We start from the raw sequence: 15,046 nt of genomic DNA, 5'->3' as shown, positions 1-15,046 counted from the left end.
ACCTATAACAACTTGAGACCGCACCTTAGCCTGGGAATGAAAACCCCAAACGAGGTGCATGGAAAAGCCAGTTGCTGATGCAACTGGCTCTAACTGAAAAGTGTCAACGCATTTCAGGACGACACACCTAAACCATTATTTTAATACAGGGAAGCCAATTGCTTCGTAAACCTGCTTTAGGGTCGCTTGAGCTTTGGCTCGGGCACGCTCTGCACCTTCGCGCATCACTTTTTCCAGATACTCTTGGTCGTTGCGAATGGTGTTGTAACGCTCCTGCAGCGGCTCCAGCATGGCAACAACCGCTTCTGCAGTAGCGCCTTTCAGGTGACCATACATCTTGCCTTCGAACTCCGCTTCCAGCTCTTCAAAGCTCTTGCCGGTAGCGCCAGACATGATGCTCAGCAGGTTGGAAACGCCCGGTTTATTCTCAATATCGAAACGTACCACTGGCGGCTCGTCAGAGTCAGTTACGGCACGCTTAAGCTTCTTGGTGATCTTCTTCGGATCTTCCAACAGGCGGATGATGTTGTTGTCGTTATCGTCCGATTTAGACATCTTCTTGGTTGGATCCTGAAGGCTCATCACTCGCGCGCCCACCGGTGGAATGAACGGCTCAGGCACCTTGAAGATATCGCCATAAATGTTGTTAAAGCGAGTGGCGATGTCACGAGTCAGCTCCAGGTGCTGTTTCTGATCGCTGCCCACAGGCACTTCGGCAGTTTGATACAGCAGAATGTCCGCCGCCATCAGTGATGGGTAAGCAAACAGACCCACGTTGATGTTGCTGGCGTGCTTCTGCGACTTATCTTTAAACTGAGTCATGCGGTTCAGCTCACCCATCTGGGTGTAGCAGTTCAGTACCCAAGCCAACTGAGCGTGCTCCGGCACGTGAGACTGAACGAATACGATGCTCTTTTCAGGGTCGATGCCCACCGCCAGATACAGCGCCAGGGTGTCTAGGCTGGCGTTGTAGAGATCCTTTGGATCCTGACGCACGGTAATGGCGTGCTGATCCACAATACAGAACAGACACTCGTGGCTTTCCTGCAGCTGCACCCACTGACGTAGGGCACCCATGTAGTTACCAATGGTGAGTCCGCCCGACGGCTGGGCGCCGCTGAATACAACAGGTTTAGTCATTTTGTATCGTCTCTTCTGTTTTTGCCGGCAGATACGCCAGCAGTGTCTCAAAATTATCCAGTACTAAGGAGGGCTGGCTGTCTTCAACCGGCTCTCCATGGTTGTAGCCGTAGGTCAATGCCACACTGGCTGCCTTTGCGGCATGAGCGGCATCGACGTCGTTACGGCTGTCTCCCACCATCAGCAGTTGCTGTGGTGGCAGTTGCCACTGCTGACACAGATGCAGCAGCGGCAGGGGCGACGGTTTTTTCTCTGGCAGAGAGTCACCGCCAAACACCACCTCAAAATGCGCATCGATACCAAGGCTTTCAAGCAGAGGTGGCACAAATTGATAGGGTTTGTTGGTGATCAGCGCCAATCGATAGCCGCGCTCACCCAAGCGGGTTAACGTATCAGAAACCCCAGGGTAAAGGCGACTGTTGCCGGTCAAATTCGCCTCATAGTGACGTTTAAAGGCAGATAACGCCTCAGAAACCTGCATTTCACTAGGTTGATCATCAAGCGCCCATGCCAGAGCGCGACGAATCAACATCTCGGCACCGTTGCCAACCCAACTGCGCACGGACGCCTCAGAGCAACGAGGTAGGCCTTGCTCTTGCAAAGACTCAGCACAAGCAACGGTCAGATCAGGCACACTGTCCACCAGAGTGCCATCCAGGTCGAACGCGATGGCGGTAACGCCTTTAAACATCTCAGTCATCGATTAGATACTCGCCAGTTGTTCGCGCATCTTGTCGATCTCAACCTTATAATCGTCTTTAGCGAAAATGGCTGAGCCTGCAACAAACATGTCGGCACCGGCTGCGGCGATCTCGGCGATGTTATCCACCTTAACGCCACCATCGATCTCCAGGCGAATGTCGCGGCCGCTTTCATCGATACGGCGACGCACTTCGCGGATCTTGTCCAACGTAGCAGGAATAAAGGACTGGCCACCAAAACCTGGGTTAACGCTCATCAGCAAGATCACGTCTACTTTGTCCATCACGTAATCAAGATAGTGCAGCGGCGTCGCCGGATTGAACACCAGACCCGCCTGACAGCCATGGTCTTTAATCAGCTGCAAGCTGCGATCAACGTGCTCAGAAGCCTCAGGGTGGAAGGTGATGATGGAAGCACCAGCTTTGGCAAAATCAGGAATGATGCGATCCACAGGCTTCACCATCAGGTGCACATCAATGGGTGCTTGGATACCGTAATCACGCAGTGCCTGACACACCATAGGACCAATGGTCAGGTTAGGGACGTAATGGTTATCCATCACGTCAAAGTGCACGACATCGGCGCCAGCGGCCAACACGTTTTCCACCTCTTCACCCAAGCGGGCAAAGTCAGCAGACAAGATAGACGGGGCGATCAAAAACTTACTCATCACCATTCCTCGGTTTAAAGTCATTAGAATTGCAGACATTTTAGCCCTTATGCCTCGATGACCCAAGCAACAAAAAGCTCTTGCAATGTTAATAAAAAGTAATTAGGTTCAGAAATACCCCCAGGTCCGAATCAAATTGTTGACGTGAAGGCGTTTTACAGGGATAAAACGCCAAAAATTTAAGGATTCGGATGATGAAGACCAAACTCAAATTTACTTCTCTAGCTGTGCTGTTCTGTTTGGCACCGGCGGCTCAAGCTGTTGATCTTGGCAATGGCCACGACGTGAGCTTTAATGCCAGCGCAGTCAGCAATTACATTTTCCGCGGTGTCACGCTGTCTGATGAAGACCCAGCACTACAGGGTGGTGTCGACTACGCTCATGCCAGTGGCGTGTATGCCGGAATCTGGGCATCAAACTACGACAATGGCGGTGACACCGAAATCGAGGTCGACTGGTATGGTGGTTACGCGTTCGATTTGAACGATGACATCAGCATCGATCTGGGCGTGATTCGCTACTACTACCAAGATGTGGGTGGCCACACTACCGAGTGGCACGTAGGCGTTGACCTATACGGTATTGGCACCGCGCTGCATTACGATCAAACACTGGAAAGCTGGTACGGTGAGGTGAACTACGACATCGCCATTACCGATCCTATCTACCTCAGCTTGCACGGCGGCTACGCCGAACCCGATGAAGGTGACGGTGCCTATGACCTGATGGCGACCTTGGGCTATACCGTCAACGATCACGTTGACCTGTATGCTGGCGTGGCTTATCACGAAGATGAAGAAGACACCTACCTAGTGGGCGTCACTTTCAGCTATTAAGCCCCATTCGACACAACATCTCAGAAAGCCACCGGATACGGTGGCTTTTTTCACATACATCGTTCATTTTTCCGCCATCCTGAGTTATTATCAGCAATTCATACCTTCACTTGGAGCATCAGGATGCGTACGAAAGCACGGAAAGCTTGCTGGTTTGTCGCCGCGTTTGCGGTTCCTGCAATCGCCCTATCGTCGTGGCATTTGCGCCAGTGTGAAGATGAATGCCCTCATGGCTCATTCGCCGAGCTTAAATGGCGCACTTGGCTCGCCGGAGCCAGTGGTTCAAGCCAATTTCACTTTGTTGATTCCATGGAGCTGCTGTATCGCTTTATGCACCCTGCCCCTAAGCGGGAAGAGAGCGATGCCTTCATGGACAGCCAATGAGTTGGCGTAACGCCTTTGGAAGTGTGTTAGCAGCCCTATTTGGGGTGCAATCAGAAGCCAATCGCCAACGAGATTTCAACGAAAGCTCTCCGCTTCCCTACATCGTCGTTGGTGTGGTGATGGTAACGCTGTTTGTGATTAGCCTGCTGGCTATCGTCAATATGGTCTTAAGCTAGTTGCCATAACGAGCGAAGATCTCATTGACCTTTTTACGCCCTGCCCCTTTCTGACTGATCGTGCGCTTCACCATCAAAAAATCCTGATAGCTGGCGTTTTGGTAGATCTCTCGCGCTTGAGGGGTATCGTGATTGCTAATCAACACACTGGCACCGAGCTCTGCAGCGTCATTGGCACAATCCGCTAACCCTTGTTGTGCATCCATATTAAATCCACCGCTGGCGTAGCTGGTAAAACTGGCGGTCGCAGACAGCGGCAGATAAGGCGGATCACAATACACCGCATCACCGGTACGCACCTGCTCAAAGGTGGTTCGATAATCGGCGCAAATAAAGGTGGCTCGCTGCGCTTTCTCGGCGAAGAAATTCAGCTCTTTCTCAGGAAAGTAGGGCTTTTTGTAGGAACCAAAGGGCACATTGAAGCCGCCCTTCTTGTTATAGCGACACAAACCATTGTAGCCGTGGCGATTGAAGTATAGGAACATCACCGCACGTTCGAAGGTGTCTTGAGTTTGATTGAACTCTGCACGGAGATCATAGTAGCGAGCTTTATCGTTGTTGCCCGGTACGAACAACTTGGCCGCTTCATGAATATAATGATCCGGCTGGCTTTGAATGGTCTTGTACAGATTGATCAGATCGGGATTGATGTCGCTAAGCAGGTACGACGAATAATCAGTATTAATGAATACCGAACCGGCGCCGACAAAGGGCTCCACCAATCGCTCAGACTGCGGCAGGCGACGGGCGATCTCTTCAACAAGGGCGTATTTGCCCCCGGCCCATTTTAAAAATGCCCGCGTTTTAGTTTTCATTCAATCGCCAACTGCCGTAAAAAGATGTGATTCTACCTTCACTCAGCCAAAAACGCAGCTAAATCCAGTTGTTCTATGAGTTCGCCTTGCACCTCTTTGAGCGACTTCAAGTAAGGCTGGCTCTGTTGCACCCATTCCGGTAGCTGAGGCAGTGCCTGTTGCGCACTCACTTTGTCGTTAAATCCACCATAAACCACCACATACCAAGTTTGTGGTTCACGGTGTTTTCGATACAACGCCAGATTATCGGTGCTGTCCAAACGGGTTAAATATCGACGCATTAGCTGTGGATAGGAGTACACCGCCAGCTGCAAGGTAAAGCTCTGTTCAGGCCGCTGTGCCAACGGTTGTCGTGCCAGAGGCTGTATCGTAAGCGGTTGCTCTGGCAGTTGAGAGTCTGCCATCAACTTCGCCTGCTCTAGCTCTGCTTGTTTTTGCCGCTCAGACTCCGCGAGCTCCTGCTCCATCTCCGCTAAGTCGGCTTGAGCGGACAACAGCAGCGGATCAAGCTCGGCTATATCCGCGCTTGCATCTGTCGCTTCTGCATCCGGAGCCGTGTTCGCAACCGCAGGCACCTCTACAGGCTCTGGGATCACTTTGGGCTCAGGCTTAGGTTGAGGTTTGGAGATATCTTGCCACTCGCCGGCCAGCTCCAGTGACTCTCCAGAGCTCTCCTCTGCCTCAGAGGAAACCTCTGATTCGATGCTCTGTGTTGACTCAGTTTCTGCCAGATTCGGGCGCATCAACGGAGGCATGTCCGCCGGTCGCTCGATGGGAGCGAAGTTGTCCAGCTCTGCAGGCACAGAAACCTTGGGCTCCTCATCGGCCAAGGGATCAATCGCTAGCCAAAGTACGCCCAGAAGCATCAAGGTCGCTAGCACCACGATGGCATTTCGGTAACGAAAGGCCGCCGCTTTTACTGGAAGTCCAGGACTGGCCTCACTCACCAAAGCCGCAATCGCGCTGGCACGGCCTTCACATCGCGCCAACTTAGCGTCGATGGCAATCTGATTTACAAACCGCGACACCGACCCAGTTTGTGCCAACATGCCGTAAAGCTGCTTACACTCAGCCAAGCTTAGTGGCTCGATGTTTACCGGCAGCAAGTGCTCATGATAATCACTGGGGAGCTCCGCAAGGAGGTGCTGCACCAGTTGCGGCAGAGAAACCAGCACCAAGGTCAGGCGCCAGCTTCGCTGAGATTGGGTCAAGAAGATCGTCAACAACTCAGCCAAAATCACCTGCGGCAGATCATGGGCGTCATCAATCACCAACAGCAGCCGCTGTTCACTGTCTTGCAGTAAACGCTCAAAGGTGTCGATGAGTGGCTCATGGGGATCAAACAGCGGATTGATAAACAGCTGATTAAGAATTTGAGTGCGAATGGCTGCTGGGTCTGGCTGTGGAGGGCAATGCAGGTAGCTTTGATTCAGGCCATCGGCGCATTCAAGCAGTACCTGAGACAGCACGGTTTTGCCCACGCCATCTTTGCCATGAAGCAAAATGGCGTGGTCACCGTACTCGATCAGATACTTTAACCTGTCTAGCAGTTGCTGCTGACTCGGTAGCAGGGTGAACGCGGTGTCCATGTTAACCCTGACTGTCGATCAGAGATGCCAGTTCCTGCTGAGTTACATCGGCAACCAGTTCTGCCTGGCCAATATGGATAGGAATCACAAAGCGCAGCTTTCCAGCCATCACCTTCTTGTCGCGCTGCATTGGCACTAAGAATCGTTCCAGGGTCATCTCAGCGGGCGGGTCAATTGGCAGTTGGTAATCGGCATGAATGTCGATCACTTGCTGAAGCTCGCTCTCGCTCATCTGATTGCGTTTATAGGCCAGCTTTGATGCCATCACGGTACCGGCAGCCACCGCTTCACCGTGCAACCACACGCCGTAGCCCTGATCTGCCTCAATGGCATGGCCAAAGGTGTGCCCCAGATTCAACAGTGCACGCACGCCGCGTTCGGTTTCATCCTCGGCCACCACGTCGGCCTTAATTTCGCAGCAACGGCGAATGGCATACGCCAATGCCTGAGGATCCAACGACTGCAGTTTGTCTTTGGATTCCACCAACCAGTCAAAGAACGGACGGTCCCAGATAATGCCGTATTTAATGACTTCCGCCATGCCCGCTGCGAACTCTCGGCTTGGCAGCGTAGACAGCGCTTGGGTGTCAATGAATACCGCCTGAGGCTGATGGAACGCACCAATCATATTCTTTGCCAGAGGATGATTGATGGCGGTCTTGCCTCCCACGGAGGAATCAACTTGAGACAACAACGTGGTAGGGACTTGCAAGAAGGGAACACCACGCTGATAACAGGCGGCGGCAAATCCGACCATATCGCCAATCACACCACCACCCAGCGCCACCAATAGAGTGTCGCGACCAAAGTTGGCTTCAAGAAGGTGGGTAAAGATGGCGTTTAGACTCTCCATGGTTTTGTGCTGTTCGCCATCGGCGAGCACCAGAGAGTCCACTTGAGCACCAGCCTGCTCTAGGCTGTGCTCAAGCGTAGACAGATAGAGCGGTGCCACAACGTCGTTGCTGACAATCAGCAGGCGTTTGCCATCGACGTATGGGCGAAACAGCTCAGGCTGACGCAAAACCTGCTCAGCAATCATGATGGGGTAGGAGCGAGCTCCCAGATCAACCTGAATCCGTTCCATGGCAACTCTTTGTAGTTAGAAACCTAAGCGTTCAACGATCTGACTAGCAACCACTTTGGCGCTTTGATCGTCGGTGCGAATCACCAGATCGGCGATTTCGGTGTACAGCGGATTGCGCTCTTCTGCTAGGTTTTCCAGCACTTCGCGTGGATCGTTAACCTGCAACAAAGGACGACGCTTATCGCGCTGAGTGCGAGCCACTTGCTTATCGATTGTGGTCTCTAGGTACACAACGATGCCGCGTGCGGACAGGCGGTTACGGATATCTTTGCTATTGACGGAGCCACCGCCAGTTGCCAGAACGATACCCTGCTTTTCAGTCAACTCTTCGATTACGCGAGCTTCGCGCACTCGGAAACCTTCTTCACCTTCAACATCGAATACCCAAGCGATGTCGGCACCGCTGCGAGCTTCGATCTCGTGATCAGAATCGTAAAAATCTAAGTGCAGCATTTGTGCCAGGTGGCGACCGATGGTGCTTTTACCAGCACCCATAGGGCCAACTAGAAAAATGTTTCTTTTTTCAGCCATTTTCTACGTCTAATTACTCAATTTTTTAACTATCGACCATCAGCAGATGGCTTAAATACACCACTGTGACATTATTTTGGGGGACGATTATCGCAAGGATAGGCGGTAGATGGCAATAGACACGATTTTTAGCTGGTATTCGTCGTTCCTAGTCACACTTTTACCGAGCTTACGCCCTCACGCCTCTGGCGGGTGAAAAACACCCTACTGCCACTAACATTAACTTACGAAAATCTCCTGTTAACGAGCAACAGGGAGCGAATCAAACATAATCTTAGGTGTTACGAAGATCAGCAACTCGGTTTTTATGGAGGTATCTCGAGTGTTTCTAAACAGCCAGCCGGCATAAGGAATGTCTCCCAGTACCGGAACCTTGGTCACCGTTTTCAGCTGCTGTTTCTGAAAGATGCCTCCCAACACCACGGTCTCGCCATCATTGGCCAGCACCTGAGTCGAGATTCGCTGAGTGTTGATGCCCACCTCCCCCGTCGAGCTTTCGCGGCCACGGGTATCCTGAGTCACCAACAGATCCAGCACCACTTTATTATCTGAGGTAATTCTCGGTGTCACCGTCAAACTCAATACCGCTTTTTTGAACGCCACCGACGTCGCACCACTGGAGGTACTCTCTTCGTAGGGGATCTCCTCCCCCTGCTCAATAAACGCCGTATATTGATTGGAGGTGGTCAGCCGAGGGCTGGCGATGATCTCCCCTTTGTCTTCCGCCTCCAGTGCTGACAACTCCAGATCCAGAATCAGTTCATCCCCTAACTTGGCAACCTGAAACGCAAAACTGGAAGCATTGGGGCTGACAGCAGGCATGTTCACATTCAAACGATCGCCAATAGAAGGCGTCACTCCAGAGCCCAAACTGTCGTTTCCCTCAATGGAACCTGACAGCAGCCCACTGCCATTTTCCCCGTAAATGCCCCAGCGAATGCCCAGCTCCGAATCGACATTGTCCCTGACGGTAACCATTCGAGATTCAATCACCACCTGACGAACCGGAACATCAAGGACGACAATCAATGCCTCCAACTCCGCCAGCGTCGCCTCGCTGTCGCGCACCAATAATGTGTTGGTTCGCTCATCCACGCTGACCACGCCTCGCTCAGACAGCAACCGGTTGCCACCACTACCCTGCAGCAAAGACGCCACCTCTCGGGCCTTGGCATAGTTGATGGCGTAGTGCCTAGAGTGCAGCGGCCGCAATCGCTCTTGCTCCTGTTGATGCTGCAATTCACTCTGCTGCTGAGCGGCGAGCTCCTCAAGCGTCGCAATCAATAGCACATTCCCCTGTCGCTTCTGCCCAAGCCCGCGGATCTCAAGCACCAGATCCAGCGCTTGGTACCAAGGGACATTGTCCAGCTTGAGGGTCAGATTCCCAGTTACGGTATCGCTGACCACCAAATTGAGCTGCTGATGCTCTGCGATGATCTGAAGCACGGTTCGCACTGGGACATCTTGAAAGTTGAAGCTAAGATTTTCAGACTTCGCAAACAGGAGGCTGGGAATCACACCCAATAAAAACAGAAACCGGAAGAGTAAACGCCCCATTACCATTGCTCCTGCGCCGAGTCCACCAATGCCAGTACCGCCTCTCTAGGCTGCAAACAACCGCCACCATTTTCGACCCACTCAAGAATCTCAATATGGCTGGGAAACACATTCACCACTTGGCCTAAATCCAGCCCGATGCCATCGCCTCGAGAGATACGGTGCAAACGCCCGTCATCGGTTTCAATTAGCGCCCACAGGCGGGTGCCATTGCCAATGCTGCCGCGCATGGTCAGGGTTGCCAGTGCCGCCCGCTGAAGCGGTGAGTGATTTACGATGAGCTCATGATGCTGGCAACGCTCAGTCACGGCATCCGCAAACACCTCTCCTCGCTGACCTTGGAACGGATCTCGCTCCGTCGGTTGGTAGTGGACCGTGGGCAACTCTACTAACGAGGACGGCGGCTGCCATGGGGCCACTGGCTGCGCCTTTACTCTCACCACAAACTGCTGCAGATCCTCCCTAGGTTGGCAACCGCAGAGCAGAGCCAGCGCCATCACAACCAGCCAGTCGTAACACCTCATGGCTGCTCCTTGGCAGAAAGGCGATAACTGGCGGCCACCAACTTGAAGCCCAAATTTGATTCCTGCTCGCTGATCTCCAAGCGCTCAACGCTGACGATCCTAGGCAGATTGGCGATGCCATCCAGAAAATGTCCAAAGTCGATGAAACTGCCCTGCAACTGCAACTCTAACGGCAGACTTACGTAGTCTTGCTGCAACTTGGGCTTTAACCATCCGACTCGAGTTATCACCAGCTGGTTCTTGGTCGCCTGAAAAGTAATGTCATCCAACAGTTGTGGCAGTTGATGCTGGCTAGGTAGGATCTGCAACAGATGGTGCATCTGTTGCTGTTGAGCCTGAAGGTGTTGCTGCTTTTGCTCCAGCTGAGCAGACAACAAGTATTTCCCTTGGAACTCCTGTTTAAGCTCGTGCTCTCGGTCTCGAGCCTGCTGCCACTGAGAAAAAGGGGTCTGCCAGAATATCGCCCCAAGTATCATGGTCATCATTCCCCATAAGACGCTCAGCAGCGCTACCCTCGCCCAGCGTGGCCACAGAGCAATCGCTTGAAAATCCATCCGATTGAGATCATCAAGACTCACGGCCGCCCCCGATTACCAATGACACCGTTAGCCGAAAGAAGTGGCCTCGTCGCCCTGACAGCGTCCCCGCTTCGATGGATTCCAACATGGGTTCAGTCAACCAAGGCGAGGCTTCCATGGCACGCAGCAGATCGGAAAGTTGATTATTCGAATGACAAAAGCCATCCAACTCAATGTTGACCCCTTCAAGCTGAAGCCGCTGCAACTGCACGCCATCATCAATAACCTGATGCAAGGCATTAAATAGCCTCACGCCAGAGAGGCTGTCTTGATGCAGATGTTGAATCAGCGCCTGCGCCTGCTGTAACGCCTCAAACTGTGCAGCTAAAGACTGCGCCTGTTGATTGCGAGCATCCACCTGCGCAATTTGCTGTTGCAGATACAGGTTACGTTGACGTTGCTGCTCCCTAGCCAGCGACAGCCCCTCAATGCCGAGAACCAGAACCACGACTGCGCACAGTAAGGTTGCCATCAGGGTAAACTGAAACCGACGCCCAGCTTGGCGACGCCGTTTTTCGCGCCAAGGCAGCAGGTTAATGGCGGCCACAGAACCCCCTTAATGCCAGACCATACGCGGTTCCATAATGGTGACTCTCTTCCCCTTGAGGCCATCGCTCCAGCACCAGAGACTGGCACGACATTGGCAAGCGCTTTTGCAACTGAGTTAAAATCTCGCCGTGAAACCGACCACCACCGCTAACCAGCAATAGCTGAGCACAGCTATCGTCAGACGCCTCGTCAACCATGCCATTGGATAACGCTCGAACGAGCAACTGACTCAAGGTCCCGCACCAGTCGACCAGTTGGCTCTGGCTAAGCTCCTGCTCGAGATCTGGCAAGGCCGCCGCCAATTCCAGCACCTCCGGCGTTCCGAAATTGCCATTTTTAACCAGAATCGATTTGGTGTACCCCAGCTCTAGGACGGCAATGGGCTTGTCGTCACCGTAATCCGTTGCTACCGCTCTGGCCAAGGCCAACCCTTCCACATCAACAATATTGGCTTCAAATCCTCCTTGGTGAACCCAGGCCACTCGCTGGTCCACTGCGTCTCGATGGCAGGCGGCCAGCACCACGTTTTGCTTGCTGGGTTCATCGGCCAATCCCATGGACTCGAAATCGAGATAAACGTCATCTAAGGGATGAGGAATCAGATTTTCCGCTTCAATCTCAATCTCAGCCTCTAACTGCTCATCATTGAGGTTGGCATCCATCTGAATCATCTTGGTCATCACCGAGGTACCGGCCACCGCGATGACCGCTTGCTTGATCGTTGAAGGGAGCTGTTTACGCACCTGCATAAGCGCCGCCACCACATCATCGTGATGGGGGATCATCAAGGTGTAATCTGGGGATGCTTCACTGGAAGTGAGCACCACGGCTTTGATACTCGAGCTACCGATGTCTATACCCACTACGGGGGTGGCGGCCCGGTAAAACGGAAACTGCATCCTTGCCTGCCTCACACGCTTATCCGTAAGCGTTTGATGTTGATCACTCTAAAAATGGAATAGCTGCATAATCAGACTAGCACAGGCAAATTTTCTCGCCTGATGCCCCTGATATTTCGCTGTTGATTTTTGAGCATTGACCGGCGACTCGGTATACTGGGCGGCTACAACAAATCTTTCATAGGTGGCGAGTGAGCTGGTTTAAGCGAATAGTTCTGTTTTTAATTCTGTCCGTTGTTTTAGGCATTGCCGCAGTAGGGGGGGTTTACCTTTACGTGGCGCCAACCTTGCCGGATGTCGACAGCCTGAAAACGGTGCAGTTGCAAACGCCGATGCGCATCTACAGCCAAGATGGACAGTTGATGTCCCAGTTTGGTGAAAAACGCCGCATTCCCGTGCGCTACGAAGACGTTCCCAAACAGATGATCGACGCCATCCTTGCCACAGAAGATGCTCGTTTTTTTGAGCACAAAGGTGTGGACCCTATCGGCGTTGCCCGTGCCGCCGTGGTGCTGATCACCACCGGACGCAAGGCTCAAGGTGCCAGTACCATCACCATGCAGGTGGCTCGTAACTTCTTCCTCTCTCGGGAAAAAACCTATATCCGTAAGATCAAAGAGATCTTTCTAGCGCTAAAGATTGAGCAACTGCTTACCAAAGAGCAGATTCTTGAGCTGTACCTAAATCGCAGCTTTCTCGGCAACCGCGCTTACGGTGTCGGTGCCGCCGCTCAAGTGTACTACGGCAAAGATCTGAACCAGTTGACCCTTGCCCAGTTGGCAATGATCGCTGGCTTGCCAAAAGCTCCGTCTACCATCAACCCAATTCGCAACCCACAGCGTGCTGAAAGTCGCCGCCGCGTAGTATTAGGACGAATGCTCGATGTGGGTGCCATCACCCAGCAGCAACACGATGAAGCCAACGCTCAACCGATCACCGGCAAATATCACGGCGCTGAGATTGAGCTTGATGCCCCCTACATTGCGGAAATGGCCCGAGATTTTATGGTGGAGCGCTACGGATTAGAGCCCGCTTACACCGAGGGCTATCAGGTCTACACCACAGTAAATAGCGACACTCAACGCTTGGCTCAACAGGCACTGCGAGATAACGTGTATGCCTACGACATGCGCCACGGCTACCGTGGCCCGATGGAGGTTTTGTGGCAGGCTGAGGCGGGCATCAACCCCATCGACCCAAGCGGTGACGCTCCAGCGGAGCCACTGAGCTCCGAGCCTTGGTCGCACGCTCAGATTCTGGAAAAACTGGCCAGCATCAAGCCCATTCAAGACCTTCGCCCTGCGGTGGTGATGCAGGTTAACGACAAAGACGCTCAAGTCATGATGGCCGACGGCACCTTGCTTCCCCTTAGCTGGGAAGGCCTTAACTGGGGCCGGCCTTTCATTACCGACAGCCGTCAGGGGCCTGCGCCAAGCACCGCCGCCGATGTACTGGCTCCGGGCAATCTCATTTGGGTTCGTCAAACCAACGAGCGGTTGATGCTGGCTCAGGTACCCGAGGTGAGCAGCGCCATTGTGGCTCTCAACCCCGAGGATGGTGCGGTGTTGTCTCTGGTTGGCGGTTACAACTTCGGTCAAAGCCAGTACAACCGAGTCACTCAGGCTAAGCGCCAACTGGGCTCTAACATCAAGCCGTTTATCTACTCGGCCGCTCTGGAAAGTGACTACACCCTAGCTACGCTGGTGGACAACGCCCCCATTAATGAACCAGACAGCCGTCAGGGCATTGTGTGGCGCCCGAAAAACTCCCCTGATGTGTATACCGAGCCACTTCGAGTTCGTCGTGGCTTAGCCCAGTCAGTCAACGTGATGTCCGTTCGAACCCTGCGCCATATCGGCATCGATAATGCCATCCGCAAGCTGACGGAGTTTGGTTTTGATAAGGGTGATCTCCCCCGAAACGAATCCCTGGCACTGGGCAGCGCAGTGGCAACGCCGATGTCTGTGGCGAACGGCTTTGCCGCCTTCCCCAACGGTGGTTTCCTCGTCACTCCTTATGTTATCGAGCGCATTGAGAACAGCTATGGCCAGATCGTTTATCAAGCAGAGCCGAAAATCGCCTGCCTAGAGTGTTGGCAAGCGCTGGATGCTCAAAAACGACAGCAGAAGCAAAGCCAACAGTCTGCAGAGCAATTTGCGCAAGTCGGTGGCGATGCCATGGCTTTTGCCAACCCAACGTCTGAAACCGCTCCTAAAGACTGGCAGCAGCAATGCTTATTGCCTGCAGAGCGTCTTGCTCCACCAGTGATCTCTCCTCAAGTGGCGTTCCTCGTTAAGGACACCCTGAGCAGCGTCATCTGGGGTGGCGGCGATTGGAGTAAAGGCACCGGCTGGAATGGCACCGCTTGGCGAGCCGCTCAGCTGATTAAACGCAAAGACATCGGCGGCAAAACCGGTACCACCAACGAATCCAGAGACACTTGGTTCAGCGGTTACGGTCCCGGCATTGTTGCCACCGCTTGGGTTGGCTTTGATGATCACAGCCGCCAGCTTGGCCGCACGTCTTGGAACAAGTACGCGCCACAAAATCAGATTGTAAATGCAGAGTCCGGTGCAAAAACCGCGGGGCCAGCCTGGAACCAGTTTATGAATGAGGCCCTGAAAGGGGTGCCTAAGCAGCTTTTGCCACTTCCTGAAGGCCTAGTGACTGCTCGTATCGACCTGAAGAGTGGTAAGTTGTCTCGGCGCAATGATTCCAGTTCTAAGTTTGAGTACTTCATTGCCGGTACCGAACCAACGGAATACGCCGACAGCGGCACCGTTGAGCAACCTATCTACGAGCAGGAGAGCGACGAGCTGTTCTAGCCCGGCCATCCCAACAAAAAAGCCGCACTGACGTTTAGTGAGTGCGGCTTTTCTATTTTGGGTGGAGTTATACCATTGCGCATAATTATTTGCTCAATTCAGAAGCGCTCCCAAGTGTTGAATCAAGGCACAGTTGAGAAGGAATGGTGGGCCCCTTTCAAACAACTGTAACGCAGAGTCAGCGCTT

The 15,046-nt window shown here is 53.1% G+C and carries 16 protein-coding genes; 4 read left to right on the top strand and 12 right to left on the bottom strand.

Annotation, left to right across the window (positions count from 1 at the left end; translation table 11 throughout):
* Positions 1-135: 135 nt before the first annotated feature.
* Genes trpS through rpe form a run of 3 tightly spaced genes read right to left on the bottom strand, consistent with a single transcriptional unit; the run spans position 136 to position 2,512 of the window.
* The gene (gene trpS, locus FCL42_RS21200) at positions 136-1,140 is read right to left on the bottom strand and encodes a tryptophan--tRNA ligase (RefSeq protein WP_136865421.1); all 1,005 of its coding nucleotides are present in this window, start codon (positions 1,138-1,140) and stop codon (positions 136-138) included.
* Positions 1,133-1,840: a phosphoglycolate phosphatase gene (locus tag FCL42_RS21195; RefSeq protein WP_136865420.1), complete on the bottom strand. Its 708-nt coding sequence runs from the start codon at positions 1,838-1,840 to the stop codon at positions 1,133-1,135. Before FCL42_RS21195 ends, trpS begins: the two co-directional genes overlap by 8 nt.
* Before the next feature lie 3 nt (positions 1,841-1,843).
* Positions 1,844-2,512: a ribulose-phosphate 3-epimerase gene (gene rpe / locus FCL42_RS21190; protein WP_136865419.1), complete on the bottom strand. Its 669-nt coding sequence runs from the start codon at positions 2,510-2,512 to the stop codon at positions 1,844-1,846.
* Between the two features lie 194 nt (positions 2,513-2,706).
* Between rpe and FCL42_RS21185 the strand changes: the two genes are divergently transcribed.
* The 3 genes from FCL42_RS21185 (at position 2,707) to FCL42_RS21175 (ending at position 3,908) form a co-directional block, all read left to right on the top strand.
* Positions 2,707-3,348 carry a TorF family putative porin gene (locus FCL42_RS21185; protein WP_136865418.1) on the top strand — a complete coding sequence of 214 codons (642 nt, stop codon included), beginning with the start codon at positions 2,707-2,709 and terminating at the stop codon, positions 3,346-3,348.
* 123 nt (positions 3,349-3,471) lie between these two features.
* Positions 3,472-3,732, top strand: a complete 261-nt coding sequence (locus FCL42_RS21180; RefSeq protein ID WP_136865417.1) for a hypothetical protein — start codon at positions 3,472-3,474, stop codon at positions 3,730-3,732.
* Positions 3,729-3,908, top strand: a complete 180-nt coding sequence (locus FCL42_RS21175) for a DUF2970 domain-containing protein (RefSeq protein ID WP_136865416.1) — start codon at positions 3,729-3,731, stop codon at positions 3,906-3,908. Before FCL42_RS21180 ends, FCL42_RS21175 begins: the two co-directional genes overlap by 4 nt.
* Here FCL42_RS21175 and FCL42_RS21170 read toward each other — a convergent pair.
* The 9 genes from FCL42_RS21170 to pilM all read right to left on the bottom strand — a co-directional run bounded on the left by FCL42_RS21170 (position 3,905) and on the right by pilM (position 12,034).
* Positions 3,905-4,723, bottom strand: coding sequence for a Dam family site-specific DNA-(adenine-N6)-methyltransferase (locus FCL42_RS21170; RefSeq protein WP_136865415.1), 819 nt, complete (start codon positions 4,721-4,723; stop codon positions 3,905-3,907). The genes FCL42_RS21175 and FCL42_RS21170 overlap by 4 nt on opposite strands.
* Before the next feature lie 38 nt (positions 4,724-4,761).
* On the bottom strand, positions 4,762-6,312 hold the full coding sequence (locus tag FCL42_RS21165; protein WP_136865414.1) for an AAA family ATPase: 1,551 nt from the start codon (positions 6,310-6,312) through the stop codon (positions 4,762-4,764).
* 1 nt (position 6,313) lies between these two features.
* A complete protein-coding gene (gene aroB, locus FCL42_RS21160) occupies positions 6,314-7,396 on the bottom strand; it encodes a 3-dehydroquinate synthase (protein ID WP_136865413.1) in 1,083 nt (360 codons plus the stop codon).
* Between the two features lie 15 nt (positions 7,397-7,411).
* Entirely contained in the window at positions 7,412-7,927 is a 516-nt protein-coding gene (gene aroK / locus FCL42_RS21155) for a shikimate kinase AroK (protein ID WP_136865412.1), read from the bottom strand.
* A 240-nt stretch (positions 7,928-8,167) separates the two neighbouring features.
* Positions 8,168-9,484 carry a type IV pilus secretin PilQ gene (locus tag FCL42_RS21150; RefSeq protein WP_229359925.1) on the bottom strand — a complete coding sequence of 439 codons (1,317 nt, stop codon included), beginning with the start codon at positions 9,482-9,484 and terminating at the stop codon, positions 8,168-8,170.
* Entirely contained in the window at positions 9,484-10,008 is a 525-nt protein-coding gene (locus FCL42_RS21145) for a pilus assembly protein PilP (RefSeq protein ID WP_136865410.1), read from the bottom strand. The genes FCL42_RS21150 and FCL42_RS21145 overlap by 1 nt, the downstream gene beginning before the upstream one ends.
* The gene (locus FCL42_RS21140) at positions 10,005-10,586 is read right to left on the bottom strand and encodes a type IV pilus inner membrane component PilO (RefSeq protein ID WP_136865409.1); all 582 of its coding nucleotides are present in this window, start codon (positions 10,584-10,586) and stop codon (positions 10,005-10,007) included. The genes FCL42_RS21145 and FCL42_RS21140 overlap by 4 nt, the downstream gene beginning before the upstream one ends.
* Positions 10,576-11,133, bottom strand: coding sequence for a PilN domain-containing protein (locus tag FCL42_RS21135; RefSeq protein WP_136865408.1), 558 nt, complete (start codon positions 11,131-11,133; stop codon positions 10,576-10,578). The genes FCL42_RS21140 and FCL42_RS21135 overlap by 11 nt, the downstream gene beginning before the upstream one ends.
* Positions 11,120-12,034, bottom strand: a complete 915-nt coding sequence (gene pilM, locus FCL42_RS21130; RefSeq protein ID WP_136865407.1) for a type IV pilus biogenesis protein PilM — start codon at positions 12,032-12,034, stop codon at positions 11,120-11,122. Before pilM ends, FCL42_RS21135 begins: the two co-directional genes overlap by 14 nt.
* Positions 12,035-12,225: 191 nt before the next feature.
* Between pilM and FCL42_RS21125 the strand changes: the two genes are divergently transcribed.
* Positions 12,226-14,859, top strand: coding sequence for a penicillin-binding protein 1A (locus tag FCL42_RS21125; protein ID WP_136865406.1), 2,634 nt, complete (start codon positions 12,226-12,228; stop codon positions 14,857-14,859).
* Positions 14,860-15,046 lie beyond the last annotated feature (187 nt).

Origin of the sequence: Ferrimonas aestuarii (assembly GCF_005116665.1) — a bacterium.
Taxonomy (GTDB): domain Bacteria; phylum Pseudomonadota; class Gammaproteobacteria; order Enterobacterales; family Shewanellaceae; genus Ferrimonas; species Ferrimonas aestuarii.
The sequence above is the reverse complement of the archived record's forward strand: the minus strand, read 5'-3'. Positions and strand labels throughout refer to the sequence as shown.